General features: G+C 60.6%; 22 protein-coding genes and 1 pseudogene. 8 read left to right on the forward strand and 15 right to left on the reverse strand.

Going from position 1 to position 24577, the window contains the following annotated elements:
- Position 1: 1 nt before the first annotated feature.
- The 12 genes from trbG to LB557_RS19210 all read right to left on the reverse strand — a co-directional run bounded on the left by trbG (position 2) and on the right by LB557_RS19210 (position 11832).
- Positions 2-1030 (reverse strand): P-type conjugative transfer protein TrbG, encoded by a 1029-nt coding sequence (trbG, locus tag LB557_RS19155; RefSeq protein WP_027033455.1) that lies wholly within the window; start codon positions 1028-1030, stop codon positions 2-4.
- Entirely contained in the window at positions 1027-1752 is a 726-nt protein-coding gene (gene trbF, locus LB557_RS19160) for a conjugal transfer protein TrbF (protein ID WP_010914023.1), read from the reverse strand. Before trbF ends, trbG begins: the two co-directional genes overlap by 4 nt.
- Positions 1753-3075: a P-type conjugative transfer protein TrbL gene (trbL, locus tag LB557_RS19165; RefSeq protein ID WP_027033454.1), complete on the reverse strand. Its 1323-nt coding sequence runs from the start codon at positions 3073-3075 to the stop codon at positions 1753-1755.
- Between the two features lie 31 nt (positions 3076-3106).
- A complete protein-coding gene (trbJ, locus tag LB557_RS19170; RefSeq protein WP_027033453.1) occupies positions 3107-3832 on the reverse strand; it encodes a P-type conjugative transfer protein TrbJ in 726 nt (241 codons plus the stop codon).
- Entirely contained in the window at positions 3829-6279 is a 2451-nt protein-coding gene (gene trbE, locus LB557_RS19175) for a conjugal transfer protein TrbE (RefSeq protein WP_027033452.1), read from the reverse strand. Before trbE ends, trbJ begins: the two co-directional genes overlap by 4 nt.
- Entirely contained in the window at positions 6273-6545 is a 273-nt protein-coding gene (locus LB557_RS19180) for a VirB3 family type IV secretion system protein (RefSeq protein WP_027033451.1), read from the reverse strand. Before LB557_RS19180 ends, trbE begins: the two co-directional genes overlap by 7 nt.
- Complete coding sequence (locus LB557_RS19185; RefSeq protein WP_010914020.1) at positions 6545-6853, reverse strand: TrbC/VirB2 family protein; 309 nt, start codon at positions 6851-6853, stop codon at positions 6545-6547. Before LB557_RS19185 ends, LB557_RS19180 begins: the two co-directional genes overlap by 1 nt.
- An 11-nt stretch (positions 6854-6864) precedes the next feature.
- Entirely contained in the window at positions 6865-7833 is a 969-nt protein-coding gene (gene trbB / locus LB557_RS19190; RefSeq protein WP_010914019.1) for a P-type conjugative transfer ATPase TrbB, read from the reverse strand.
- Positions 7830-8243: a CopG family transcriptional regulator gene (locus LB557_RS19195; RefSeq protein ID WP_027033450.1), complete on the reverse strand. Its 414-nt coding sequence runs from the start codon at positions 8241-8243 to the stop codon at positions 7830-7832. Before LB557_RS19195 ends, trbB begins: the two co-directional genes overlap by 4 nt.
- Before the next feature lie 118 nt (positions 8244-8361).
- The gene (locus LB557_RS19200; RefSeq protein WP_006329207.1) at positions 8362-10392 is read right to left on the reverse strand and encodes a conjugal transfer protein TraG; all 2031 of its coding nucleotides are present in this window, start codon (positions 10390-10392) and stop codon (positions 8362-8364) included.
- A 661-nt stretch (positions 10393-11053) separates the two neighbouring features.
- Positions 11054-11443: a hypothetical protein gene (locus LB557_RS19205; RefSeq protein WP_027033449.1), complete on the reverse strand. Its 390-nt coding sequence runs from the start codon at positions 11441-11443 to the stop codon at positions 11054-11056.
- Complete coding sequence (locus LB557_RS19210; protein WP_006329204.1) at positions 11434-11832, reverse strand: hypothetical protein; 399 nt, start codon at positions 11830-11832, stop codon at positions 11434-11436. The genes LB557_RS19205 and LB557_RS19210 overlap by 10 nt, the downstream gene beginning before the upstream one ends.
- Positions 11833-11866: 34 nt before the next feature.
- On the opposite strand from LB557_RS19210, the gene LB557_RS31775 reads away from it, so the two are divergent.
- Positions 11867-12421: a ZinT/AdcA family metal-binding protein gene (locus LB557_RS31775; RefSeq protein WP_224713089.1), complete on the forward strand. Its 555-nt coding sequence runs from the start codon at positions 11867-11869 to the stop codon at positions 12419-12421.
- 1 nt (position 12422) lies between these two features.
- Here LB557_RS31775 and hemN read toward each other — a convergent pair whose 3' ends face one another.
- Positions 12423-13748, reverse strand: a complete 1326-nt coding sequence (hemN, locus tag LB557_RS19220; protein ID WP_010914012.1) for an oxygen-independent coproporphyrinogen III oxidase — start codon at positions 13746-13748, stop codon at positions 12423-12425.
- A 1347-nt stretch (positions 13749-15095) separates the two neighbouring features.
- Here hemN and LB557_RS19225 point away from each other — a divergent pair.
- Positions 15096-16259, forward strand: coding sequence for a porin (locus LB557_RS19225; RefSeq protein ID WP_027033446.1), 1164 nt, complete (start codon positions 15096-15098; stop codon positions 16257-16259).
- A 396-nt stretch (positions 16260-16655) separates the two neighbouring features.
- Positions 16656-16856 (forward strand): hypothetical protein, encoded by a 201-nt coding sequence (locus LB557_RS19235; protein WP_027033445.1) that lies wholly within the window; start codon positions 16656-16658, stop codon positions 16854-16856.
- A 395-nt stretch (positions 16857-17251) separates the two neighbouring features.
- Here the strand turns inward: LB557_RS19235 and glmS are convergent, their stop codons facing one another.
- Both glmS and LB557_RS19245 read right to left on the reverse strand, forming a co-directional pair.
- Positions 17252-19075 carry a glutamine--fructose-6-phosphate transaminase (isomerizing) gene (glmS, locus tag LB557_RS19240; RefSeq protein WP_027033444.1) on the reverse strand — a complete coding sequence of 608 codons (1824 nt, stop codon included), beginning with the start codon at positions 19073-19075 and terminating at the stop codon, positions 17252-17254.
- 456 nt (positions 19076-19531) lie between these two features.
- Complete coding sequence (locus LB557_RS19245) at positions 19532-20176, reverse strand: acyl-homoserine-lactone synthase (protein WP_027033443.1); 645 nt, start codon at positions 20174-20176, stop codon at positions 19532-19534.
- Between the two features lie 681 nt (positions 20177-20857).
- On the opposite strand from LB557_RS19245, the gene LB557_RS19250 reads away from it, so the two are divergent.
- The 5 genes and pseudogenes from LB557_RS19250 to LB557_RS19270 all read left to right on the forward strand — a co-directional run.
- Positions 20858-21610 carry a carbonic anhydrase gene (locus LB557_RS19250; protein WP_027033442.1) on the forward strand — a complete coding sequence of 251 codons (753 nt, stop codon included), beginning with the start codon at positions 20858-20860 and terminating at the stop codon, positions 21608-21610.
- A 399-nt stretch (positions 21611-22009) separates the two neighbouring features.
- Positions 22010-22699 (forward strand): B3/4 domain-containing protein, encoded by a 690-nt coding sequence (locus LB557_RS19255; RefSeq protein WP_027033441.1) that lies wholly within the window; start codon positions 22010-22012, stop codon positions 22697-22699.
- 84 nt (positions 22700-22783) lie between these two features.
- On the forward strand, positions 22784-23422 hold the full coding sequence (locus tag LB557_RS19260; RefSeq protein ID WP_010914002.1) for a LysE family translocator: 639 nt from the start codon (positions 22784-22786) through the stop codon (positions 23420-23422).
- Positions 23423-23440: 18 nt separating this feature from the next.
- Positions 23441-24328 (forward strand): dihydrodipicolinate synthase family protein, encoded by an 888-nt coding sequence (locus LB557_RS19265; RefSeq protein ID WP_027033440.1) that lies wholly within the window; start codon positions 23441-23443, stop codon positions 24326-24328.
- Positions 24329-24440: 112 nt separating this feature from the next.
- Positions 24441-24568 (forward strand): annotated as a pseudogene (locus LB557_RS19270) (IS630 family transposase); the annotation flags it as partial.
- Between the last annotated feature and the right edge of the window lie 9 nt (positions 24569-24577).

Consider the following 24577-nt stretch of genomic DNA (forward strand, 5'->3'; position numbering starts at 1 on the left):
CTCACCTGCTGGTCCGCGCAAAGAGCGGAATCCGCCGCGGCGGTTGCCGGCCGTCAGTCCTGGTGATGCGCACCACTTGCTGCTGTTTGGCGCCGAGGCGCAGTTCGGCGGCAGCAAAGAGGCGATCGACGATGTAATAGTTGCCGCGCATACGGAAGTTGACGAGCTGGTCATTGCCATCGGCGCCGACGATGAAGAGAGGAGGCGCTTCACCCTGATCAATGCGACGGGGGAATTCGATATAGACCTTGCTGCCATCGTCGAAAGCGCGCGTCGGCCTCCAGGGTGGTGTGTCGCCGGTGATTGAATACCGAAAGCGGATATTCTCGAGCGCCACATTCGAAGCTACCGGCATGGCACCCTCGGCTTGAGCGTTGCGCTGGCGTAGCGCGATGATCTGGTCCTCGCTATAGGTCCAGGAGATCGCCGCCATCGAGGTTTTCTCGGTGCTTTGAAGCTGCAAATGGTAGGTGCGTCGTTCCGTGGTGATCACCAGATTGGTGGTAAGCCCCGGCGCGAAGGGTTTTACCAGCACATGGGTGCGCTGATTGTCACCGGTGCCGCTGACAGTATCGCCGATCACCCAACGCACCGTGTCGCCGGCCGACACGGCTGTTAGCTTCTCGCCCGGCTGGAGTGCGATATCGGTGACGCGCTCCGGTGCGGCGTAGAGCTGATAGAGCGCGCCATCGGCGAATGGATAAACCTGAACCGCATTCATGTACCCATACCTGGTAGGTTGCTGCGTCGCTGCTTTATTGGCATCGGAGACCCGTTCTTCAGGAGAGCGCTTGTCTTCGGCCACCCTGCCCGGATTGGGCTGTAACTGACCGGGTAGCGGCAGCGGCTTTGGCACCTCGACTATCTTGACCGGCTTCTCCGGCGGCTTCTCGATTGCGGCTGGTTTGAAATCGGCAGCATCATAGGAAATCTCAGGCGGCGGTACCGGCTTCGACGCGCAGGCGGAGAGGACTGCTGTAGAGGCCGACAGGATCAGCACGGCACGGACCGACGACATTCTATTCTTCATTGGTGGACTCCTTTTGGGGAAACGGACGTCGGCGCAGCACTGTCGAGCTCGCGCGACCAGTCGATCGCATTGATGAAGACGCCGAGCGGGTTGTTGCGCAGTTGGTCAGTATTACTTGGCGGGCGGATCACGATGGTGAGGATCGCGGTCCAGCGCGTCGTGCTGGCAAGGCTGCCGCGCTCAAAAACCTGCTCGGCCCACTTGACCTGGAACGAGCTGTCGGAAGCCCTGACCACGCTGGTCACTTGCACCGACACGCTGCGTGTGCCGATCTGGCCGAAAGGATCGTTCGCCTTGGCGTACTCGTTGAGAAAGAGCGCCGCGCGGTCGGTGGCGAAGTCATAGGCCGAAAGCCAGTTCTGCCGCACCAGCACCGGATCGGTGGAAACGGAACGGACATTCTGAATGAAGCGGCCGAGATGCCACGCGATCTGGGCATCGGAGGGCTCGTAGTCCCGGATTGCCGGCGCAACGGCGCGTGCCTCGCCGAAGCCGTCGACCTCGACGACGTAAGGCACGACGCGGCTCTGCATCGACTGCCACACGAGTCCGCCGGAAAGTCCGGCCGCCAAGGTCAGACAGCCAAGAGCCATGAACCGCCAGTTGCGGGCCTGCACTCGAGATGAGCCTATGCGCTCGTCCCAGAGCTGCGCGGCCTTCTGATACGGCGTGACCGGCTCGGGCGTCTTGCCATAACGTTGAATGGGTCGCTTGAATAGCATTTAGTCGTCCTTGTCGTTGAGAGAGGGATTGGCGCTGCCTCCCGGCCTGTCGCCTTCACGGACGGCCTGCATGGCGGTGTGACGGTGGGCACGGGCTGTCTGTTCGGAACGCAGGCGCCTGGCCCAGCCGGGCGCGGCATCAGCGACCGGACCAGTAGGGCTTCCGGTCATGGATGCGGTCGGCGCACCACCGGTCGCGGTCCAGGCAGCTTCGCGCCCGGCATCAACGCTGCGCCCGAAGCCCCCTGCGGCAGATCGTGCCGCCCGCATTGCGGCGCCGCCGGCGGCGCTGGTCACACCATGCATTCCAGCAGCTACACCGGACAGGCCGGACTCGGGCGATGTTGCGCGCCCGATCTGCCAGGCCGTAGAAGCCGCTGACCCCATGGTCGTGCCGGCACGGAGTGCGGTGAGACCGCTGCCGGTTGCCGTGCGCGCGCCGGCAAATGCTGCGCCTGCGGCAACGAGCGATGCACCGGCTGCGGCTGCCGTGGTTCCAAGTGCGGCGCCCGCGCCAAGCTGCGGCGCGCCCGAGACAAGACCGGAGGCTATCCCAGGTCCGAAAATGCCGAGACCAAGGAGCGCCAAGGCGCCCAGGACCTGTGACATGGCGGCGGCCAGATCCGGCTCCTTGCCTTGCAGCGCGGAAGCGAACTCGCCAAAGAGCGTGGAGCCGATGCCGATGATGACGGCCAACACCATCACCTTGATGCCCGACGAGATGACATTGCCGAGCACGCGCTCGGCGAGAAACGCTGACCGGTTCCAAAGCGCGAAGGGCACAAGAATGAATCCGGCCAGAGTGGTGAGTTTGAATTCGAGGATGGTGATGAAGAGTTGGATGGAGAGGATGAAGAAGGCGATGATGACCAGGAACCAGGCCACGAGCAGCACGAAGATGGTGAGCGCGTTGCCGAAGATTTCTGGGAAGCCGAGAAGCTGGCTTGCCTGATCGAGAAGCGGCCAGGCGCCCTCGAAACCGGTTGCGGCAATGCGCCCCGGATGCAGGAGATTGTCGGCGGAGAGATTGCCTGAGGACGCATTGATGCCGAGGCCAGCGAAGGACCGATAGATGATGTCGGCGAGGTTCTTGAAGTTATTCAAGATGAAGGCAAAGACGCCGACATAGAGCACTTTGCGGATGAGCCGGCCGAATATGTTGGGTTCGCCGCCGAATGCCCAGGCGAGGCCGGCAAGTGTGACGTCGATGCCGATCAGGGTCGTGGTAAGGAAGGCGACATCGCCCGAGAGCAGACCGAACCCGCTATCGATGTAGCGGATGAAGGTCTCCATGAAGCGATCAATGACCCCAAGGTCGTTCATGCCGCCTTCCTCGTCGTCAAGAGATTGGTGATCAGTTGCTGGGATAGGCCGTGCCTGTGCCGAGGAAGCGCTTTGTCGTCTCGCGCGCGGCCTCCTCGGACTGCGCCTTGCGCGCCGCATCCTCGGCCTCAGCGCGGAACTGCGTTGCGAGCAGCGTCTGGATCTGCATCTGCTGCTTGGTCGAAAGCGCAAGGAGCTGGTTAGTGGCCTGACTTGCCTGAAGCGCACCGGCCGCGCCTTGGCTGCGGTTGACGAGATCGGCAAGCAGGTCGCCATCACCGCGAACATTCTCGACGATCTGCGACTGAACACCCATGGTCTGACGGAATGCCTGCATTGCGCTTTGCCAGCGGTCACGTGCGGCGCTCGCTACATCGCTGACCTTGATCGTGGCGTCGTAGCTTTCCGGATATTGATTACGCCACTGGTCCTGAAGCTTGTTGAGATCAAAGCTCAGGCCACTTGCCTGGTCCATCAGACTGTCGATCCGTTGGAGCGAGCCGGTAAGCTGACCCACCGAAGAAAAATCCAGACTCTGAAGATTGCGTGCCATGTTCTGCAGCACGGTCGCCTGGTTCTGGAGCGACTGGATCTGGTTGTTGATCTGCTCCAGCGAGCGCGCCGCCGTGAGCACGTTCTGTGCGTAGTTCGACGGATCGAACACGATGAGCGCGTAGGCCGGCTGCACGTAGTCGGCCATCGGCTTGGCGATCAACGAAAGGGTGATCAGGCCCGAGAGAAAGCGGCGCCGCATCATGACGATTGCTCCTTGGTTGGTTGAGGGAATTGCTGGAGAAGCTCGGCCCCCCAATCGAGGCCGCGGGCGCCGAGGAAGCGAAAGACAAAGCTGTCCTGCCCGTGCTCGGACAGGACCCTGTCGATCAGGCTTTGCGCGGCTGGACCCGAGGCGCCGCAAAGTGCAAGCGCGATGGGGCCGAGCCCGAGCTCGAAGAGACGGTTGCCGCAGCGCGACTGCAAATAGTAGTGCCGCTTCGGCGTGGCCCGGGCGATCAGTTCAATCTGCCGGTTGTTGAGACCGAAGCGCTCATAGGCAGTCCGTGCCTGCGGTTCCACGGCACGATCATTGGGGAGAAAAATGCGCTGTGGGCAGCTCTCGATGATCGCCGGCGCTATTGCAGAGCCGGCGATGTCGGCAAGCGACTGCGTGGCGAAGATCACCGATACGTTCTTCTTTCGCAGCACCTTCAGCCATTCGCGGATGCGGGCAGCAAAAAGCGGATTGTCGAGATAGACCCAGGCCTCATCGAGCATGAGCAGCGTCGGTCGCCCGTCGAACCGCTCCTCAAGGCGATGGAAGAGATAGGTGAGCACAGGCAGCACAGCGCTTTGGCTATGCATCAGCTCCTCGGTCTCGAAGCACTGCACATCCGACAAGGCCAGCCGATCGTCATCGGCATCGAGCAATCGGCCGAAGGGACCGTCGAGCGTGTAGGGCATTAAGGCGGACTTCAGTGCATTGGACTGAAGCAGGACCGACAGACCGGTCAGCGTGCGCTCCTGCGCCGGCGCGGTGGCGAGGCTGTTGAGCGCCGACCAGATCGCCTCCTTCACCTCCGGCGTGAGGGTGACGTTCTCATGGGCAATCAGGCCGGCGATCCATTCAGCTGCCCAGCTGCGCCTACCCTGATCACCGATATTGCGCAGTGGCTGGAAGGCAAGCGCACCGTCCGAACCCAAGACATGATGCTCTCCACCCATGGCGAGCGTTGCCGCGCGCGCCGAATTGCCTTTGTCGAAGACATAGACCTGCGCGCCGGCATAGCGACGAAACTGCAGGGCGATCAGGGCAAGCAGCACCGATTTTCCGGCGCCGGTCGGTCCAACGATCAGCATGTGGCCGACATCTTCGACATGAGAAGAAAGCCGGAACGGAGTCGACCCGCTGGTTTCGGCGATGAGGAGCGGCGGGGCCTCTCGTCCAGTGACTTCAGCCAGATGCTCGTTCGCCGCAGGACCGGCCCACACCGAGGAAAGCGGCATGAGATGGGCAAGGTTCAGCGTGTGAACGAGCGGCTGACGAACGTTGGCATAGACATGACCCGGCAGCGAGCCGAGCCAGGCTTCGACCGCATTGACGCTTTCGCGGATGGTGGTGAACCCGAGCCCATTGATGATGCGCTCGACCGCGCGAAGTTTCTCAGCGGCGGCTTGGCGATCCTCGTCCCATACCGTCACCGTTGCAGTGAGATACCCGAAGCCGACATGATCGCCGCCCAACGCCTGAAGTGCTTCATCGGCGTCGAGCGCCTTATTGTCGGCGTCGCTGTCGACGAGCGGAACGGGTTCGTTGCTTACAACCTCGCGCAGGATTGCGACGATCGATTTGCGCTTGGCAAACCACTGCCGGCGCAAGCGGGTCAGCGTCTTGGTGGCCTCGGTCTTGTCGAGCGGAATGAAGCGCGTCATCCAGCGATAGGCGAAATCCTGATGATTGAGGGCATCGAGGATTCCGGGCCGGGTGAGGTTCGGAAAGCCGAGGATGGTAAGTGTGCGAAGATGTTGCTCACCCAGCATCGGCTCCAAGCCGCCGGTAAGCGGCACATCGACCAGGATGCCGTCCAGATACATTGGCGTTTCCGGCACGGCGACCGGATGGCGGCGGGTCGAGATCGTGTCGTGCAGGTATGTCAGCGTCTCGGCGTCATCGAGCGGACGCACTTCGGGCATGAAGCCCGACAGAAGATCCAGCACACGGTCGGTCTCGTCACGGAACCGCGCCATCTCCTGGCGCCAGTCTCTTTCGCCTTCTGAATGATGCGAGTCGACGAGCGCGCTTTCCGCCCGCGCCTGGGCGTCCGGTGGCGGCATGGACAGCAAGGTCAGGTGATAGCGGCTCTCGAAATGCGCGACCTTGCCTTCGAAGGCAGCACGCCGTTCTTCATCAACCAGCCATGACGCCGCGTCCGGGAAACGCGAGGACGGATAGCCCAGCGCTTCGATGCGCTCGGCCTCGAAAAACAATGTCCAGCCGGAGCCAAGGCGTCTAAGCGCATTGTTGGCCCGGGCGCAGATGCCGAGGAGTTCGGCTTCGGTCGAGCTTTCCAGATCGGGCCCGCGAAACCGAAGAGTCCGCTGAACGCTGCCGTCCTTGTTGAGCACGATGCCGGGCGCCACCAGTGCTGCCCAGGGCAGATGGTCGGCAAGCCGGTCGGCCCTGCCGCGATATTCCGAAAGGTTCAGCATGCGAGCCATCCCCTCAGGCGAAGGTGACGGACAAGCACGCTGGCAAAGTCGGGATCGCGCCTTGCGGCAAAGACCGCGAGCGTGTGGCCGCCAAGCCAGAGCACTAGCCCGGCAATCCATTGCTGCAAGCCTAGTCCGATGGCCGCAGCCACCGTGCCGTTGAGGATCGCCACCGCCCGCGGCGCGCCGCCCAGCAGGATCGGTTCAGTCAATGCCCGGTGAACGGGAACCTCGAAGCCCTCGATATGTTGCACTCCGGCGGTCATCAGACGAGCGCCCCGCCGCCGAAGGAGAAGAACGAGAGGAAGAAGCTCGATGCGGCGAAGGCGATCGACAGGCCGAAGACGATCTGAATCAGCCGGCGGAAACCGCCTGCAGTATCGCCGAAGGCAAGGGTCAGGCCGGTGGTGATGATGATGATCACCGCGACGATTTTGGCGACCGGTCCCTGCACCGATTCCAGGATCTGCTGCAGCGGCTGTTCCCAAGGCATGCCGGAGCCGGCAGCGTGCGCCGGAACTGTGAGAAGAAACGCGAGCGCGGCAAACGAAAGAAAGCGGAGCTTCTTGCGCATAAGGGGGCCTTTCAGAGTTGCTGGAGTTGCGGAGGCGTGAGTGGGGAGACGGCGTAGTCGCCGCTGCCGTCGAGACCTGTGACCTCAGCGATTGCATCGATGCGGCGCGACGAGCCGCGCCCCGCGATGAAGACGATGAGATCGATGGCATCGGCGATGAGGCGGCGCGGCACGGTGACGACAGCTTCCTGTGCAAGCTGCTCGATGCGATAGAGGGCAGAGCGCGCCGAATTGGCATGAACCGTGGCGATGCCGCCGGGGTGCCCGGTGTTCCATGCCTTGAGCATGTCCAGCGCTTCCGCGCCCCTGACTTCACCGACGATGATGCGGTCGGGGCGGAGCCGGAGCGTCGAGCGCACGAGATCGGCGAGTGTGACCGAGCCCCGCCTGGTTCTCAGGGCAACGCAGTCCTTTGCTGCGCATTGCAGTTCGCGGGTGTCCTCGATGAGGATCACTCGCTCGTCGCATTCGGCGACTTCGGCCAGCAGCGCATTGGCAAGCGTCGTCTTACCCGACGACGTGCCTCCGGCGACAAGGATGTTGCGCCGTTCTCGGACTGCCTTTATCAACGCATCGGCCTGCAGCGGCAACATGATGCGATCGGCAACATAGTTGGCCAGCGTGTAGAGCTTTGCGGCTGGTTTGCGGATGGCAAAGCAAGGCGCCAGCACGACAGGCGGCAGCAGTCCCTCGAAGCGTTCGCCCGACGGCAATTCGGCGCTGACAATCGGATTGTCCGCATGCGCCTCGGCACGCACGTGGGAAGCGACCAGGCGGATGATGCGTTCCGCCTCGGAAGGATGCATATGCACGGCCGTATCGATTCGGCCTTCTCCCAGCCGGTCGAGCCGCAGCGCGCCATCGGGATTGACCATCACCTCGATGACCAATGGATCGGCCAGCGCCTCAGTGATCGTCGGACCCATGGCGGTGCGCAGCATGGCGCGGCGTCGGTGGTCGGCCTCTGGATGAGCGCTCATCCTTCCCCTCCTCCGCCATTGTCTTTGCCAAGCGAGCGTTTCCCCGATGCGATCTGGCGACCGACCTGCTCGACGAATTTGTCGAAACGCTCCTGAGCAATCGCCTGTGTCGCCTTGTCCGGAACAGGCGTGTGGGCATGAAGCGTGATCGAAAAGCGGATGAAGAGCGCCAAGCTTTCCAATGTCATGTCGACATCGCGCCTGACGTGACTGAGGTCGCGGGAAAGACGGTCCAGCCTCATGCCATAGCGCCGATCGAGTTCATTCTCGCCACGCCGCTCGATGAAAGCTTCTACGGCCTTCGCGACGACCGCGGATTTTGTGGTCGAGGGATCGCGGCTGAGGTTGTCCAGCTTCTCGCTCAATTCCGGTTCGAGCAGAAACTGGTGACGAATGCGGTGGGGCTTCATGCGCTTGTTCCAACTGGCCGGCGCTGGCGGGCCGGCGGCGGAACAAGCATTATCGAGATGCCCAAAATTGCTTACGGCCGTTATCTACGCTGAGATACGCCCGAGCTGCGGAAAGCGTTCAGAAGCCGGGGACGATATCCTTATCATCGCCCCTTCCCTCGTTGATGCCATAGGCACCTGCGACGGTGGAGATCCGGTCCATGACGCGCTTGTCCGCCATCGCCTCGCTATCATCGTCTGCGGGTCTGGACAGATCGTCCTGGTCCGGTTCCTGGGTGACGGCGGTATGTTCTTCGGGTAGGCCAGGATGGCGCTGCTGCTGAACACCTCCCTCGTCCGCAAGCGCGGCGCCAGCGCTTTCATCGTCGGACGCAAGACGACGGTCGACGCCGCGTACTTGCCCAGTCCAATCGTCCGGCCGCGACATCGGGCAGTCCGCGTAGGGTCCGTCGCGCAACACCGGCGAAGGCAGCACCCGCTCGGTGAAATTGTGATCCTCATAGTATCGCAGCTTTTTGGCCCGGATGGGGGGCAATCCCGAAACCAGCACCAGTTCGTCCGCGGGCGGCAATTGCATCACCTCGCCCGGTGTCAGCAGCGGGCGGGCGGTTTCCTGGCGGCTCACCATGACATGCGAGAGCCAAGGTGCCAGCCGGTGGCCCGCATAGTTGCGCATGGATCTGAGTTCCGTGGCCGTGCCAAGCGCGTCCGAGATTCGCTTGGCCGTGCGCTCATCATTGGAGGAAAAGGCAATTCGCAAATGGCAGTTGTCCAGAATGGCGTTGTTGTCGCCATACGCTTTGGAGATCTGGTTCAACGATTGCGCGATCAAGTAGGCACGAATTCCGTAACCGGCCATAAACGCGAGCGCGGTCTCAAAGAAGTCGAGGCGACCGAGCGCCGGAAACTCATCCAGCATCATGAGCAGTTGATGCTTGCGGCTCTTCTTTGGGTCACCCTCGAGGCGCTCCGTCAGCCGCCTGCCGATCTGGTTCAGGATCAGTCGCACCAAGGGCTTGGTGCGCGAGATGTCCGATGGCGGCACGACCAGATAGAGCGACATCGGCCACTCCGCATCCATCAGATCGGCAATGCGCCAGTCGCAGTCCGATGTTACCGCCGCCACGGTCGGATCACGGTAGAGGCCGAGAAAAGACATGGCGGTCGAGAGGACGCCTGAACGTTCGTTCTCCGATTTGTTCAACACCTCTCGTGCCGCCGAGGCCACGACGGGATGGACCTGAGGCTTATTGGCCGCGCCGAGATGGTTGGTCGTCATCATTCGCCGCAAAGTCGCGGCAAACGAGCGTTGCGGGTCCGACAGAAAGGTGGCGACGCGGGCAAGAGTCTTTTCCTCTTCGGCGTAGAGCACGTGCAAGATAGCGCCGACCAGGAGTGAATGACTGGTCTTCTCCCAATGATTCCGCCGCTCCAGCGCGCCTTCCGGATCGACTAGAATGTCGGCGATGTTTTGGACATCGCGAATCTCGTCCGAACCTTTGCGTACCTCCAGCAGCGGGTTGTAGCGGGCCGATCGCGGATCAGTCGGATTGAACAAAAGGCAATGCGAGAACCTCGACCGCCAGCCGGAGCTCAGCTGCCAGTTCTCGCCTTTGATGTCGTGAATGACGGCCGAGCCGGACCAGGAGAGAAGGGTTGGGACAACCAGTCCGACGCCCTTGCCGGAACGTGTCGGCGCAAAGGCCATGACGTGCTCAGGCCCGTCATGACGCAGATACCGGTCCTTCAGTTTGCCGAGGAAGACGCCTGCCGGCTGAAACAGCCCTGCTTTCTCGATCTCCCGCGTCGCCGCCCATCGAGAGGAGCCATAGGTGGTGACCAAGCCGCGCTGGCGCGCGCGCCAGAGGGAACCAGCGATCGCAGCGGCACAGCCCATGAATCCACTGGTGCCCGCAAGCATGCCCGCCTTGTCGAATACCTCGGGCGCATAGGCATCGAATTGGAACCACCATTCCAACAGTTTCCACGGCTCGTAGATCGGCCAGCCAGCCGCGACAAACCATGGCGCGCCGAGTTGTTCCTGAAAGGCTAGCATATGAGCGCACCATTGCGTGGCAGCCCACACGCCGAGGAGAACGATGGCGAACACAATGGCGATCTGCCCAATCAGAAGCTTCGTGGGCGTCACTGGCTTGCTCCGCTGTTCTGGAGAGATGGATCGAGCATCGCCCGGGACGGCCGGAACAGGAATGCGCCCTATGTACGACTTGGTGCGATGAGAGGCTGTTTGGCGCGCCGTTGCTCTCCTTCGAGGTGTATCAATATTCGCGCATTCCCGAGGACTGCTATGTCGGAGGGGACTCATATCGTTCGTGCCTATCGTGAGCACGTGGTCGGGGAGCTGGCGGTGGCATGCGGGCAAGCCGCTGAGGAAATTCGTAACATCGAGTCCGGTCTGAGGTACAACAAGCCTATCGAGATCGGATCGCGAGGTAGCCCTGCCCGCCATGGGAATTCCTCAGGCGAGTACCGACATATTGGGCGCTGCCTTATAAGTGGAAGGCGCCTTCCCGTTGCCTCTATCGCAGATAAGTTACCTTCCGGCCTTCGCGCTGGGTTTCCCAGCTGGACTGCGTTTCAGTCTCAATTCGCTGTGCTTCTCGTGAGCCAGACACCATTTCTCGGACTGTGAATTGACGACATTCATTGTTCGACAAGCCCTCGCCGGCGATCTGTTGGGCAGAGGCGGCTATCACCCCGGCCGTGGCACATCCGCGCGCTGCAGAACCTCGATGAGCCGCCTGCTCAAACGCCCAGGCGGGTGCAAAGATCCACAGACGCGTTCCGCCCTAGTTGCGAAGCATATGACCGGCATTTCGCAACGCGCCTAGGAAGAGGCCGGCATGGTGAGTGACATCGATTTTGGCCTGCATTGATACCGGCATGTTGGTCCAATTCTCCAACGGTGCAATGAAGCGGGAGAAGGTACCGTCGACGACGCAGTAGCGGCTAATAAGGCCTTGTCTGTCCAACGTCACCACACCAATCTGCCCACCTCGATATCGGATGGCTGCGAGCCGTTGGACCTCGGCGTCATCATCGATCCGCACATCGAAAAGCAGGTTTCCGCGGCTCCTCGCGGCTATCTCCGCCGCTTTGTCATTGAAGCTCAAGCAGAGTGAGCGGACGCTTTCCACTGCCATCTGGAAAACCAACAAATCCAGTTCATTCACGGCCATGTGGGCAGTTGAGCCAATAAATGGATGATTGCAATGTCGCACACGGCTTGTTCACAGGTGTCGGCGACTGATCGTTCGTGGCTTTCTGTCCGCTGCCGGCGATGGAATATTTGAAGGACGGCGGGTCCCGTATTTCCTGTCGCGTTGGCAACCGCGGCGGCCACCTGCCGGGCGGCAGCGGCAGAGATAATGTCATAGACAGGTGGAAGCGTGGGCTTTCTGCCCTTCAATAGTTCCCTGACCCTACAGATTTGCACGCGCGGCCGCAGCTTGCCGCCCGCCTCAACGGATTCGGCTTCTCTGGCAGCACGTTCCATTGCTGCGGTCGCCTTGTTGAGCGTCACCAGAACGCCAAGCTTCGTGGCTGGCAAGATCGCCAACTCGCTCAAGCTCACGACCTCTATTCGATGGACGGGCACGGCCGTGCATCGCCGCGGCAGGGGACAACATCGTCGTGACCGACCCTCAAGCCCTATATCGTGTCGGCGGGATCGTTCACCAGGAACGGCGAGATCGCCGTGGAGGGCAAGCCCTTCCACATCGTGGCCGTCGGCGGGAGCGGCAAGATCCACGATCAAGCAGCTGAGAAAGATCACGCATATAGCCACGATCCCGCGGTCCAGCCGATCTACATTTGAGGACGACCAGATCAAGCAGCGCGCCCTGTCGAATTTGGGTCCGGGATTGGCAGTTGGTCTATCCCTTCCTGACCATGGAACGCTCGATCCAGTCATGGCTTATAAGGCGGAGAGCGGCGACCAGAGCGCAGATGAGTACGCGCTACGAGATCGGCTATCGCACCAATTCGAGCGGATCACGATCGATGGCGACACCGTGGCTTTCTTCGAGGGCGGGAAGCCGCTTGAGGCCTGCTACGCCGGCGACGGCTGTGAAATCCTGACCTCGAAGAAAGGAAACCGCATGGGCGTCAAATTTCGCTTCGGCGTCGCCTTGGCCTCCTCACACTTGTTTGGCTGACTCAGCGGGCAACCCGGTCGAGAAAAGCGTCGAATGCGGCAGCGACAACGCGCATCGCAAAACGATGCTGCCGCCGTACGCGGACAAAACCCTTTTCGATGTCCACAATCCCGTCCTTGGCAAGCATCGCCAAGCGTTCAGCTGAATCGAGAAAATGGATTGGATCAGATCCGTGGGCGGCACAGATTGCCGGCACATCGGCCTCGAGATCGCACATTAGTCGCTCGATGATTGCGGCTCGCGCGCGGTCTTCGTCGGTGAGACGGTAGCCCTTTGACGTCGCCAGACGGCCAGCTGCGATGTGCCGGCAGTAGGAATCCCGTGTAACCTCGTTCTGGACGTAGCCCTCGCCGACACGCCCGATAGCCGACGCGCCGAAACCGATCAGGGTTTTGCAGGTGTCGGCCGAGTAGCCCAGCGAGTTGCGCCGCAGGCGACCGGTTTTCTGTGCCAGCGCGAGATCGTCGTCCGGCAAGGCGAAATGGTCGAGCCCGATCTCTCGGTAGCCGGCGGCAATCAGCGTCACGGCAATGGCCGCATCCTGTTCGGCGCGGGCAGCGCTGCCCGGAAGCGATGCCTCCTCGATGAGGCGCTGATTCTTAATAAAGGACGGAATGTGCGAGTAGCCGAACACCGCAAGCCGGTTGGGGCGCATGGCGACCGCCGCCCTCGTGGTCTCGACGCAAGACTGCACCGTTTGATGCGGGAGACCAAAGATGAGGTCGAAGTTGATGCTTGTCACTCCATGCCGACGCAGCATTTCGACGGCAGCCGCCGTCTGCGCCTCACTCTGGACCCGGTTGATCGCTTTTTGAACAATGGGATCGAAGCTCTGCACGCCGAGGCTCGCGCGGTTCACGCCGGCTGCTTGCAAGGCTTCGGCCATATCGGCCGTGAACGTGCGTGGATCGATCTCGACGGCGATCGTAGCTGTTTCCGCAAGCGCAAAGTGGCGGCGCAGGAATTCCGTCAGGGCGAGGAACTCAACTGGCCCCATGAGAGTTGGCGTTCCGCCGCCGAAATGCACATCGCTCACGGGCAGCGCCTGCGGCGCGTGCTCCGAGACCAAACGTATCTCGTCACGCAGCGCCGCCAGATAATTAACGATCGGCGCATCATGGCGGGTGATGGTGGTGGGGAAGCCGCAATACCAGCACTTTGATCGGCAGAACGGAACGTGCAAGTAGAGTGACGCCGGATCGTTAGCCGGTAGGTTCCTGAGCCATTCCTCATAAGCGTCGGCGCCGACCGCCCCAGAGAACTCCGCGACAGTCGGATAGATGGTGTACCAAGGCAGGCGGGCTTCGCGATGTTTTGTGGTCTGCAACAGTTACCGTCCCATGTTGTTGCCTTCCATCCTTACCACTGCGCTCTCCTGTGTCTTTGCGCTATATCAGTCCGGTCCGCTTTGGGCCTGATTATTTCGCAGCGATAGCCCCATTCAGCCTTGGCTGGACAGCGATGGTATGAGCACGCGCTGGTCAGCGACAAGCGCCATGGGTTTCCCGTCGAGACTTTCCCGCACACCGTTTGGTGCTACTATCCTATCCTATCCCCTCCCTTCAGCGTCCGATGGAACGCAGCATGCCCCGTCCGACCAGTCGATTCGGCGTTGGGACCAGACTTTTGCTCGCCGGCTGGTGCGTAAGACGGCGTCACGTAGCGATACCTGGCATCTCGATGAGTTCGTCGTATTAATTGCCGGCACGAGGCTTTGGCCGTGGCGCACCGTCTGTCAGAGCGGGAATTGTGCTCGAGGAGACCGTCCAGCTCCGCCCCTGCCAAGGCTGCAAGCCTGATGAACCAATTTAGAAAGTAGCGCTACGCCAGGCGCATGATCACCGACAAATCGCGCTCCTGTGGCCCGGCAAAGCGCCGGGGTGAAGCGCAACTCAAGCATCGCTCGCAACTGACAATCGAGCGAATTCGCATGTGCTTCCGTAAAAACAAAAATGGCCCATGCACGGCTTCCGATTCAGAGAGGGCCTTACAACGGCTCGTCTCGACCTTCCCGCCTTTCGGAACCACTTTGTCCGGACTAGCTGGAAAGCTGGTGCACCTCGCCACCGCCGAGGTGTGGCCCTTCGCCCTAACGAGGACGCTTACGCCTAGGCATGTCGGCATCAGTGGGGCATCTCGGCTGACGTACCGAGCGGTGCACTCGCATGATGTCAACAATGTCGAGGCTCAAAACAAACAAAAGCTATCGCCATTGAACGATACTGTCACGAAGCGAACAGACGAACCATGTCCGAAACATTTGCTTTTCGTGCTCAGCTTGACCCTCAGAGCAAAAAAGGAAACGCAAACCAAGGTCCGACGGCAAACTTGAGTGTCAATCGTAGCTTGGTCGTGAGGTTGGCACGTCATTTGCGGGGTGATTTTCGAAGCCGTTGTGACGGTACGCCCGCAGCTATCGGAGATCATCATGGCGATCGACTCGGAAGTGTTTGATTCCTCCCCGGGCATTTCAAGCAAGTAATATTAGAACAACCAACTTATTGTGTTGAAGTATGATTCAGCTTCATCGCCCCTGTTGTTGGATAATTATTATGATCCGTGTGTCACACTGCGATAGGCGCAGCGCGATGTGCATCGTTTTCGATTGTGGGGACAGGAAGGGCTGGCTCGTTCGTTGACGTCCCCTTCTTCAATATTTGAACGGAGATCAAGAATGAACATCAGGAGCCTCCTGCTCGGCTCAGCTGCGGCCCTGATCGCCGTTTCCTGTGCCCGAGCCGCCGACGCCATCGTCCTGGCCGAGCCTGAGCCCGTTGAATACGTCAAGATCTGCGACGTTTACGGCGCTGGTTACTACTACATCCCCGGCACCGAGACCTGCCTGCGCATCGGCGGCTATGTCCGTTACGACATCGGCCTCGGCGATGTCGTATCGTATGACAAAGCTAGAACCACGGATGTGAAGACTGGCGAGGCCCAGGGCATATGGCAAAACCACACGCGCTTCACATTCAAAACTTGGACCGGGCAAGAGTCCGAACTCGGTACATTGCAGACCTACATCGAGACCCGCATGAACTACGGCAAGCACACCGCCTATTCCGGTTCGGACAGTCCTCGATACTATGCCTTCAGCCAAGGCATCACGTTGACTTTCGCCTGGGTTCAGCTTGGTGGCCTCCGAGTTGGCAAGGACTGGTCCGCCTTCGACATGTTTATTGGCTACGCGGGCGACGTGCTCAATCAGATGCTTATCCCGTACGGCGCCTTCGATACTAATGTGGTTCAGTACTACTTTGACGCCGGTAACGGCTTTACGGCTGTGGTTTCACTCGAAGAAGGCTCGGGCCTGGTCGGCACCATCGACAGCTACGTTCCGCACCTAGTCGGCGGAGTGAAATACACACAACACTGGGGCGCGATCACCGGCGTTGTCGCTTATGATAGCAACTACGAATCGGTCGCCGGCAAGGTCCGCATCGACGTCGATGTTACCGACCAACTCTCGCTATTCGGAATGTTCGGCTATGGCTCCAGCGGCAAGCTCAACGATGACGTCACTAACGCAATCGACGCTCATGGTCGCGGTTTCTACAAAAGTTGGGGCGGTAACTGGGGTTTCTGGGCCGGCGCCACTTACAAGCTCAATGAGACAACTTCGTTGAATCTTCAGCTCTCGGGTGATCAGCTCAGGAACTATGGTGTCGCTGCAAACGTTGCCTATGCGTTTCTTGCAGATTTCACAATTACAGCCGAACTCGACTATGACCGCTACGGCGACTTCGCCGTCGGCAAGGTCGACCCTTCCATTAGCTGGGCTAATGCCAACAAAAAGAGCAGTGTCGGCGGCATCCTCCGTTTCGAACGTTCATTCTAACGGGAGGAAGAGCTTCATCTCGGTGGCCTCAGGCGGCGAATGACGATTATGCGGGGGACCTGCCACGCCTGCGGCAGATAAGCCCTGACACGTTTGCAATCGGATACAGCTGCGATTAGGGCGCGGCCGATGCCCCGCTTGCCGGGATGTGACAGCTGGTAAAGCGTTGCGGCAGGTTTGCTGGCGGTCCCGGCGCTTGCGCTGACGCGTGCGGCGCAGTCCGGCGACACGGTGGAGGCCGCCGGCAGATGGGTGGGCGCGTGATCGCCGAAGCAATCGCCGAACTCGCCCAGTATCCCAGCTTCGATAACGACTGAATCGGCGTTGACTCAATGCAACCTTGGCTTCCGGAGACCGCGCTGACCGCCGCCGGCCTGACCGCGCTCGCCGCGCAGGATGCCTTCGGACAAGCAAATCACCTGCGTCAAGGCGCCCTTTAAGTCGCTGATCGACCATGTCTTTATCTCGCCCAATCTCGTGCCGGGCGGCCACGATTTCATGATCCTCGCGCTCGACCGAACCATCGAGCGGTTCCTGGAAGTGTCCGATCATCGCCCGGTCCTCTTCCGACTGGCCGGGCCTATCGGTGAGCGTTAGATCCAGAACGAGGTTACACGGGATTCCTACAGCCCGCACATCGCAGCTGGCCGCCTGGCAAAGTCAAAGGGCAACCGTCTCACCGACGAAGACCGCGGCGAGCCGCAATCATCGAGCGAGGACGAAATAGGGACAGCGAAGGGTTTTATCCGCATGCGGCAGGAGGATCGCTTTGTGGTTAGCGCTATTGCTGCGTATTCGATGCTTTTCTCGACCGGGTTTGCCAGTAGGCACAGCCAAGCAGCGTGAGGGGAGGCCAAAGGGATAACCAATCGTCGCTAAACGGCATGCTCCAGCAAATAACGGCAAGGCGGTAGCGGCGCGCTTGAGCCCCGGTTGAAGTGCTTGGAGTTTTTTCCGAATGGGCGAGCGTTGCGACTAATGAAGGCGTCACATCATTCGACGGTGACTGATTTTGCCAGGTTGCGTGGCTGGTCGAGATCTGTGCCCATGAAGAGCGCCGTGTGGTACGCAAGAAGCTGTATCGGCAGCGAGAAGATCATCGGCGCGATAATCTCGTCGGTGGCCGGCAGCACGATCGTGTGCATCGTATCGAGTTTCGATGCGGCTGCCCCTTTTCCATCGGTGATGAGGATAATGCGCCCTCCGCGGGCGGCCACTTCCTGCATGTTGGAGAGGGTCTTGTCGAAAAAGCGATCATGTGGCGCGATGACGATCACTGGCATGTTCTCGTCTATCAATGCGATAGGACCGTGCTTCAATTCACCCGCCGCATAGCCTTCGGCGTGGATGTAGGAAATCTCCTTGAGCTTCAGCGCACCCTCCATCGCCAGTGGGAAATTTGTGCCACGGCCGAGATAAAGGACATGATGACACTTTGACAGTTCGCGCGACAGAAGCTCAATCTCCGGCTGGATGCTGTCCAGTACCTGCCTCATGACGCCCGGCATTTCGGCGAGGCTCTCGACGAGCGCCTGCACCTCATCTTCGGTCACGGTTCCGCGGGCCTTGGCTGCGTGGATGGCGAGTGCGGCAAGAGCGGCTAGCTGGCAGGTGAAGGCCTTGGTGGAGGCGACGCCGATCTCTGGGCCGGCAAGGATCGGGAAGACCACATCGGCCTCCCGAGCGATGGTCGATTCGCGCGCATTGACGACAGCGCCAATTTTCAGCCCAAGCTGCTTGCAGTACCTCAGCGATGCCAGCGTATCGGCGGTTTCGCCCGACTGTGAAATGAACAGAGCCGCAGACTGCGGCGACAACGGAATCTCGCGATAGCGGAATTCGGATGCAACATCTATTTCGACCGGCAGGCGCGCATAGCGCTCGAACCAGTATTTTCCGATCAGCCCGGCGAGATATGCGGTGCCGCAGGCAGAGATCGCCAAGCTCGGGATCTTGGCGAAGTCGATGCCAAAAACCGCATCGGCACCATTTTCGATGAAATTGATATAATGACCGAGCGCATCGGCGATGACCTCGGGCTGCTCGAGGATTTCCTTCTCCATGAAGTGGCGATGGTTGCCCTTGTTGGCCAGAGTGGCCACGGCCACGGAGGTCTGGCGCGGACGCGCGACGGGGTGGCCGTCGTAATCAAAGATATCAGCGCCCGTCCTGCCGACAACTGCCCAGTCACCGTCGATGAGATAGGTGATTTCATTCGTGAATGGAGCAAGCGCGATCGCGTCGGAGCCCAGGAACATCTCGCCGTCGCCGTGACCGATCGCCAGCGGTGGTCCATTGCGCGCCGCAATGATGGTCGACGGATCATCCTCAAAGAGGATGGCAAGCGCGTAGGCACCCCTGACGCTTTTCAGCATGGCATGCACCGCCTCACCACGCCTCATGCCCTCCCGGCGGTGCCTTGCCAAGAGATGCGCAAGGACCTCAGTGTCGGTGTCGGTCTGGAACTCGGCTCCCGTCGCCGCCAATTCGTCCTTCAGTTCGGCGAAATTCTCGATGATGCCGTTATGGACGACGGCCACACCATCCGTGAAGTGCGGGTGTGCATTGCGTTCCGTCGGTGGCCCATGGGTTGCCCAGCGGGTGTGGGCGATGCCGATGGTACCACCCAGCGGCTCTTCCTTGAGTCTCCTCTCGAGATTGACGAGCTTGCCCTCCGCGCGCCGGCGGTGCAAGGTGCCCTCGGTGATCGTCGCAATGCCGGCCGAATCATAGCCGCGGTATTCCAGACGCTTCAATGCGTCGACCAGGCGTTCCGACACCGGCTGTTGCCCAACGATGCCAACAATTCCGCACATGTTCTTCTCCGAATTCTTCCCGGCAGCCTTAGCCGACGCAGACGAGGGACGCCGCCCGGCATGCGCTCAGTTAGAGTCTTCTAATGGAATCCAGTAAGTTCGGTAAAATTGATTGTTGGGATAACCATCATCCACGCCATGGATGAACTAAACCTCAGTCCAATGCGGGTGATGTGAACCGGGGCGTACGCTTCCGCCTTCAACGGGCTGCGCATGTCATGGCCGGCGCCCTCACCTGCGTTAATAGCATGCAAGCCGGCCGGAGGAGACGTGGAATACTTGGGCCGAGTGCGAATGGGTAGCCCCAGCGCACTCTTTGATCTCGCCGTTCAATTGTGCGGACGCTGCTTCATGCATCATTCCTCGGCTTGCTTCTCCAGGCCGGACGCAATGGCTCCTTTCGGCGACGAGAAGCAAACCCTCTTCCGATCCCTGGGGCCACGCACCACGTCTTGGCTATCCGCATGGGCCGTGCGGCAGCCCGAGAATCGGTTGCCACAGTACCGGCCCATTCAGACGTCCCCTCCAGCGGATGCGCAACAGGCTGGCGTGAGAGATCTCGAGAAACCCGGCCACCGCCTCCGTTTTGCCGACGGGCTGCGGCTTTCCGATGCGCGACAATGGCCACGTTGCGAGGCGAAGGATCCGTTCCATACGCGTATCGGTCACCGTCACGATCCGGGTGAGATTGTTGGCCAAGCCGAATTCGATCATGCCGGCGAAGAGCTCGTAGGTTGCTTGGGCAAGGCCGCCTGCCGCCTTGGGCGTTGATGGGGGCAAATCGAGCGCGAAACGGCTGCTTTCCCATATGTCGGGACTCGCGGGCGCCACAGCCTCACCCAGCAGCGCCGGGAATGTGTCGCGCAACATGGTCGGCCCAGTGGTTGGCAAGAGGCGCACGCAGCCACGAATTCGCCAATCGGATCCCTTGAGCAGCAGATAGACAGGCTTCAAGTCGTCAAAGGTGTCTGTTTCCATTTCGCCTCCCGTCTGAACTTCCCAATCGAGCCTCTCCTTGAAAACCCGATATCTGAGCCCGTGCATCTCTTTGAGCTCGCCTGCGAATTCGCTGTAGAGGCCAGGTGTGATCAGCTGAATCATTCGTCGCCTCCGTGCGGGTTGTGTTCCCGCCATCGAAGGGCAAAGCGCACAGCGATGCAGCCTGTAGACGTTTACAGCTATCCTCGCGGAAGGATCCGGATCTCGCCTGACCGGAGGCAGCCAGCCTGGCAACCGCATGGATCGTCCTAACGCGAGCTTTGCTTGGCATTTTCCAGATGGAAGGTCCCCTTGGCCTTTGAGACCTGCTTTCCAAGGCGTATTCGCGAGTTTGATCCATGCCTTTATGGTCTTGGAGAGCGTGGCGGGCAGGCTACACAGTGGGTGGCCGAGAGGTCGGGAATCAGTTGGAATGGAGGAATTCGTCTCGCCAAAGAGGGGATCTTTTGCAATGCACTGCCTGCCCGACACTCCCGCTTCAACGTCACGCGCCACATACCGCCGAGTAACAGCCGGACCGGCGACGCCGGCTGTGCTGGTTGTTAGCCTGATCAGCGGCAGCACGGTGAATCTGAGCCACGTCGCCAGCCATTTCCACGGACCGGCGAGCGTAGCCTCCAACGATCGCCGGCGGCGACGCTTCTTCCAGTTTACCAGTTCGACGAGGACTGGCTGGCGTGTACGCTGGTGGCGCGGCTCAACCTACGCCCGCCCTTGCGGCTGTGCCTTGACTGCACCAATTGGAAGCAAGCACATAAGGTTCGCATCAAGGAGCGAGGCAATATGCATCGTCGTAACCTGATTAGAGGATTCATCGCGCTGGGCGTGTGCCCGATCTGCGCCCAGACCGCGCGTGCGGCCAGCGCCCATTGGGGATATGGCGGCTCGGTCGGGCCGGAGCATTGGGCCGATCTGGACACGAGAAATTTCGCCTGTTCGGCGGGCAGGCAGCAGTCACCCATCGACATCGCCGGCACGGTAAAGGCGGATATACCGCGCATCGACATCAGTTGGCTCAAGGGCGGCGGCAGGATGGTGAACAACGGCCACACCATTCAAATCAACATGCCGGAAGGCAGCACCTTGACCCGCGGGGATCGCGTCTACCAACTGGCACAGTTGCATTTCCACGCGCCGAGCGAGCATCACGTGGCGGGCATGAGCTTCCCGATGGAAGCGCATTTTGTCCATAAAGACACAAAGAGCGATACTCTGGGAGTGCTGAGCGCCCTTCTTACGCCTGGCGCGACAAATAAAAGCTTTGCCGGTCTCGCCAAGGTCTTTCCGGCCCGGCCCGGCGAGGAGATGGCAGTTGACGAGTTCGATCCCAACGGGCTTTTGCCGGCCTCGCTCGGCTACTGGACCTATGAGGGATCACTAACGACTCCGCCCTGCACCGAAAACGTGGAGTGGATGGTTGCAATGGAACCGGTCGAGGTCGACACCGCAGACATCAAGCGGTTTACGACGCTTTACGCATCTAACGCGCGGTCGATCCGTCCCTCCAATCGGCGCTTCATCCTGGGCCTCAGCTAAGGTCATCGCGCGCGTCAAGCAAAACCGCGGTAACAATCGGGGGGTTTCGAACAGTACGACGCCACCCTGGTGGCGCTGGCATCGACCATAATGCCCTAGGGTTCACAAAAGCATGACCGGATCATGGGGAACTTGTGGGCCGCTTGCTTGCGGAGAACTGGGTGGCGTCACCGACACCCGTACACTCCGGCCCGGATCTGCTTGATCAGGGATTGATAAATTCGACGCGTCGCTCCCGTGCTGCGAGAACCCTCCTTATACTGGACCAATTAAAATCTCCAAAAGTGGCAGTTTAGTTTGGACCAGTGAACTGCAATATTGGCTTGCAGTCAGGGAAGCGATCGTGACTGGTCGCGCCGGTCATGGATTGCTTGCGCTCGAACTGATGGAGTTGCCTGGATGTTTGAGGGTCCCATCATCGACGGTCGAATTAAGAATATTGCATCGGGATTTAGAGCCGTGAGCGTCTACGTCGATGCCACTTCAGCTGGAGAAGGACGTTTCGATCCCCGATTGCTTGGTGAAGCCTGCGATTGCGCGTTGGCGGATGGCCCGGCTTGGGCAGAAGCTCATCTGGCGAGTTGGTCCGACGCCTACGTCGTCTTTGGCGCGAAGCCTAACCGTACGCCGTGCTCAGCCCAGGCCCTCAGAAAGCGGGTTCTGAAAGACGGCACTCTTTCGACGATCAACCCGATCGTCGATCTCTACAACGCCATCAGCCTGAAATACGCAGTCCCGGTGGGTGGAGAGAATTTTGACGCCTATGTCGGAAGACCCCACCTGACGATCGCTGACGGGAGTGAGACGTTCGACACCATGATGAATGGAGAGGCGGTCAACGATCCTCCCTTGCCCGGTGAGGTCATCTGGCGCGACGACATTGGCGTCACCTGCCGACGCTGGAACTGGCGACAGGGCACTCGAACCCGCCTGAAGACCATAACAGGCCGGATGTGGTTCGTACTGGAGGCGTTGGAGACCATGCCGGACGATGCATTGGCAGAGGCGACGGATGCCATGGTCGGAGGGCTGAATGCCTTGATGCCTGGCTGCAAAATCGCGAGCCAAGAAATTGCCATCGCCGGATGAGGTTTCCGGTCGAGCGAGCGGATCGCTGGCCGCCCGGGGCATCCGGCGCGATCGATCCGATCGAGATTATCAAGGGCTGAGAGAATGAATGTCGATCTCCATCAGTTGCTCATCGTCTTTGCTGCATATGTCATTGCCGCGGGGAGCCCCGGCCCGAGCAACATGCGCATTATGGGGGTTGCGATGGCGCGCGGCAGAGGTGCTGCGCTCATGCTTGCCTCCGGCGTCGTCAGCGGCTCGATCTTTTGGGGTTTTATGGCCTCCACCGGCATCTCCGCCCTGTTGGCCAGGTACGCCCAGGCACTGCTCGTTCTGCAGGTTTTCGGGGGGCTTTACCTGCTATTCCTCGCCTTCAGGGCGGGACGGTCGGCGCTTACGTCGAACGAGAAGCTGGCGGTGCGCGCATCGACCGACCAAGTCGCTCTTTCGCGGGGTGAGCTCTATAGGAAGGGCCTCTTGATGCATTTGGCGAACCCAAAATCCGTGCTGGCATGGATCGCGCTCGTCACGCTGGGGATCGGTCCGAATTCATCGTGGCAAAGCATCGCGGCGATATTGGGTGGCTGCGCCATCCTAAGTGTCACGATATTCTGCGGCTACGCCATTGTCTTCTCCACACCGCCTATGGTGGCTCTATATCGCCGCTGCCGCCGCTGGATCGAAAGTCTGTTGGCGATGTTCTTCGCGTTCGCCGGGCTGCGTATGCTGCTTTCCCGTATGTAGTTTCGAAAGGAATGGATGATGACTTTGTTTCACGGCCTGTCGGCGTTCCCCCTTACGCCAACCGATGCGGAAGGGCATGTCGACACCGAGGGTCTGGCTCGTTTTCTCGAGCGTATTCAACGCGCCGGAGCGGACTCCATCGGCCTTCTGGGGAGCACGGGCGGTTATGCTTACCTCACCAGGGAAGAACGCAAGCGTGCCGTTCAGGCTGCCGTGGAATGCATCGGCGGCAAAACGCCTCTTGTCGTGGGTGTGGGTGCATTGCGTACCGATGAAGCTCAGGCTCTGGCGCGCGATGCCAAATCCGCTGGCGCTGACGGCCTGCTCCTGGCACCGATGTCCTACGTTCCCCTGAACGAGGACGAAGTCTTCCAGCACTTCGTCGCCGTGGCCGAGGCGGGGGAATTGCCTTTGTGCATATATAACAATCCAAGCACCACGCGCTTCACATTCAGCGACGCATTGATCGCCCGGCTGTCAGAGGTGTCCAACATCGTCGCTGTGAAAATGCCTCTGGCGGCGAATGACGATTACGCGGGGGAACTGGCACGTTTGCGGTCGATGACGACTGACACGTTCACAATCGGATACAGCGGCGATTGGGGCGCGGCGGATGCCCTGCTTGCCGGATGTGACACCTGGTACAGCGTTGCGGCAGGTCTGCTGCCGGTCCCGGCGCTTGCGCTGACGCGTGCAGCGCAGTCCGGCGACGCGGTGGAGTCCACTCGGTTGAACCGCGCTTTCGGGCCGCTCTGGACCTTGTTCAAACACTACGGCAGCTTCCGCGTTATGTTCGTCATCGCCGACTACCTCGGTCTGGCGCACGTCCAGCCACCGCGCCCTATTTTGCCGTTGCCGGAGGACGCCGGAGATGACATTAGGCAGGCATTGGAGAAGCTCGAATAGCCGAGCACAGGGCATGCCCAGTGCCACTGCTAGTTAGGCACCCGGCGCGCGGGCGTTCCGCGCACCGTTCGAGATGGAAGTTGGGCGGCGCAGAATTGGATCGGGTTGGTCGCGCTTTGGCTTTGCGGTCTCTTCGGTGGTGAAATGGTCGCAACGTTATCGTGCTCCGGTAGCGCCGGGAAGATGGGCGGCCATCGCAAACGCGTTCTGCAGCCGCATCGAACTTTCATCCGCGACCAAACGACCGGA

Source organism: Mesorhizobium sp. BR115XR7A (genome assembly GCF_020165315.1).
Taxonomy (GTDB): Bacteria; Pseudomonadota; Alphaproteobacteria; order Rhizobiales; family Rhizobiaceae; genus Mesorhizobium; species Mesorhizobium australicum.

Excerpts from the sequence above, each read along its gene's own strand:
- trbG (WP_027033455.1), bottom strand. The coding sequence starts at position 1,030 with ATGAAGAATAGAATGTCGTCGGTCCGTGCCGTGCTGATCCTGTCGGCC.
- trbF (WP_010914023.1), bottom strand. The coding sequence starts at position 1,752 with ATGCTATTCAAGCGACCCATTCAACGTTATGGCAAGACGCCCGAGCCG.
- trbL (WP_027033454.1), bottom strand. The coding sequence starts at position 3,075 with ATGAACGACCTTGGGGTCATTGATCGCTTCATGGAGACCTTCATCCGC.
- trbJ (WP_027033453.1), bottom strand. The coding sequence starts at position 3,832 with ATGATGCGGCGCCGCTTTCTCTCGGGCCTGATCACCCTTTCGTTGATC.
- trbE (WP_027033452.1), bottom strand. The coding sequence starts at position 6,279 with ATGCTGAACCTTTCGGAATATCGCGGCAGGGCCGACCGGCTTGCCGAC.
- LB557_RS19180 (WP_027033451.1), bottom strand. The coding sequence starts at position 6,545 with ATGACCGCCGGAGTGCAACATATCGAGGGCTTCGAGGTTCCCGTTCAC.
- LB557_RS19185 (WP_010914020.1), bottom strand. The coding sequence starts at position 6,853 with ATGCGCAAGAAGCTCCGCTTTCTTTCGTTTGCCGCGCTCGCGTTTCTT.
- trbB (WP_010914019.1), bottom strand. The coding sequence starts at position 7,833 with ATGAGCGCTCATCCAGAGGCCGACCACCGACGCCGCGCCATGCTGCGC.
- LB557_RS19195 (WP_027033450.1), bottom strand. The coding sequence starts at position 8,243 with ATGAAGCCCCACCGCATTCGTCACCAGTTTCTGCTCGAACCGGAATTG.
- LB557_RS19205 (WP_027033449.1), bottom strand. The coding sequence starts at position 11,443 with ATGGCCGTGAATGAACTGGATTTGTTGGTTTTCCAGATGGCAGTGGAA.
- LB557_RS19225 (WP_027033446.1), top strand. The coding sequence starts at position 15,096 with ATGAACATCAGGAGCCTCCTGCTCGGCTCAGCTGCGGCCCTGATCGCC.
- LB557_RS19235 (WP_027033445.1), top strand. The coding sequence starts at position 16,656 with ATGCCTTCGGACAAGCAAATCACCTGCGTCAAGGCGCCCTTTAAGTCG.
- glmS (WP_027033444.1), bottom strand. The coding sequence starts at position 19,075 with ATGTGCGGAATTGTTGGCATCGTTGGGCAACAGCCGGTGTCGGAACGC.
- LB557_RS19245 (WP_027033443.1), bottom strand. The coding sequence starts at position 20,176 with ATGATTCAGCTGATCACACCTGGCCTCTACAGCGAATTCGCAGGCGAG.
- LB557_RS19250 (WP_027033442.1), top strand. The coding sequence starts at position 20,858 with ATGCATCGTCGTAACCTGATTAGAGGATTCATCGCGCTGGGCGTGTGC.
- LB557_RS19255 (WP_027033441.1), top strand. The coding sequence starts at position 22,010 with ATGTTTGAGGGTCCCATCATCGACGGTCGAATTAAGAATATTGCATCG.
- LB557_RS19260 (WP_010914002.1), top strand. The coding sequence starts at position 22,784 with ATGAATGTCGATCTCCATCAGTTGCTCATCGTCTTTGCTGCATATGTC.
- LB557_RS19265 (WP_027033440.1), top strand. The coding sequence starts at position 23,441 with ATGACTTTGTTTCACGGCCTGTCGGCGTTCCCCCTTACGCCAACCGAT.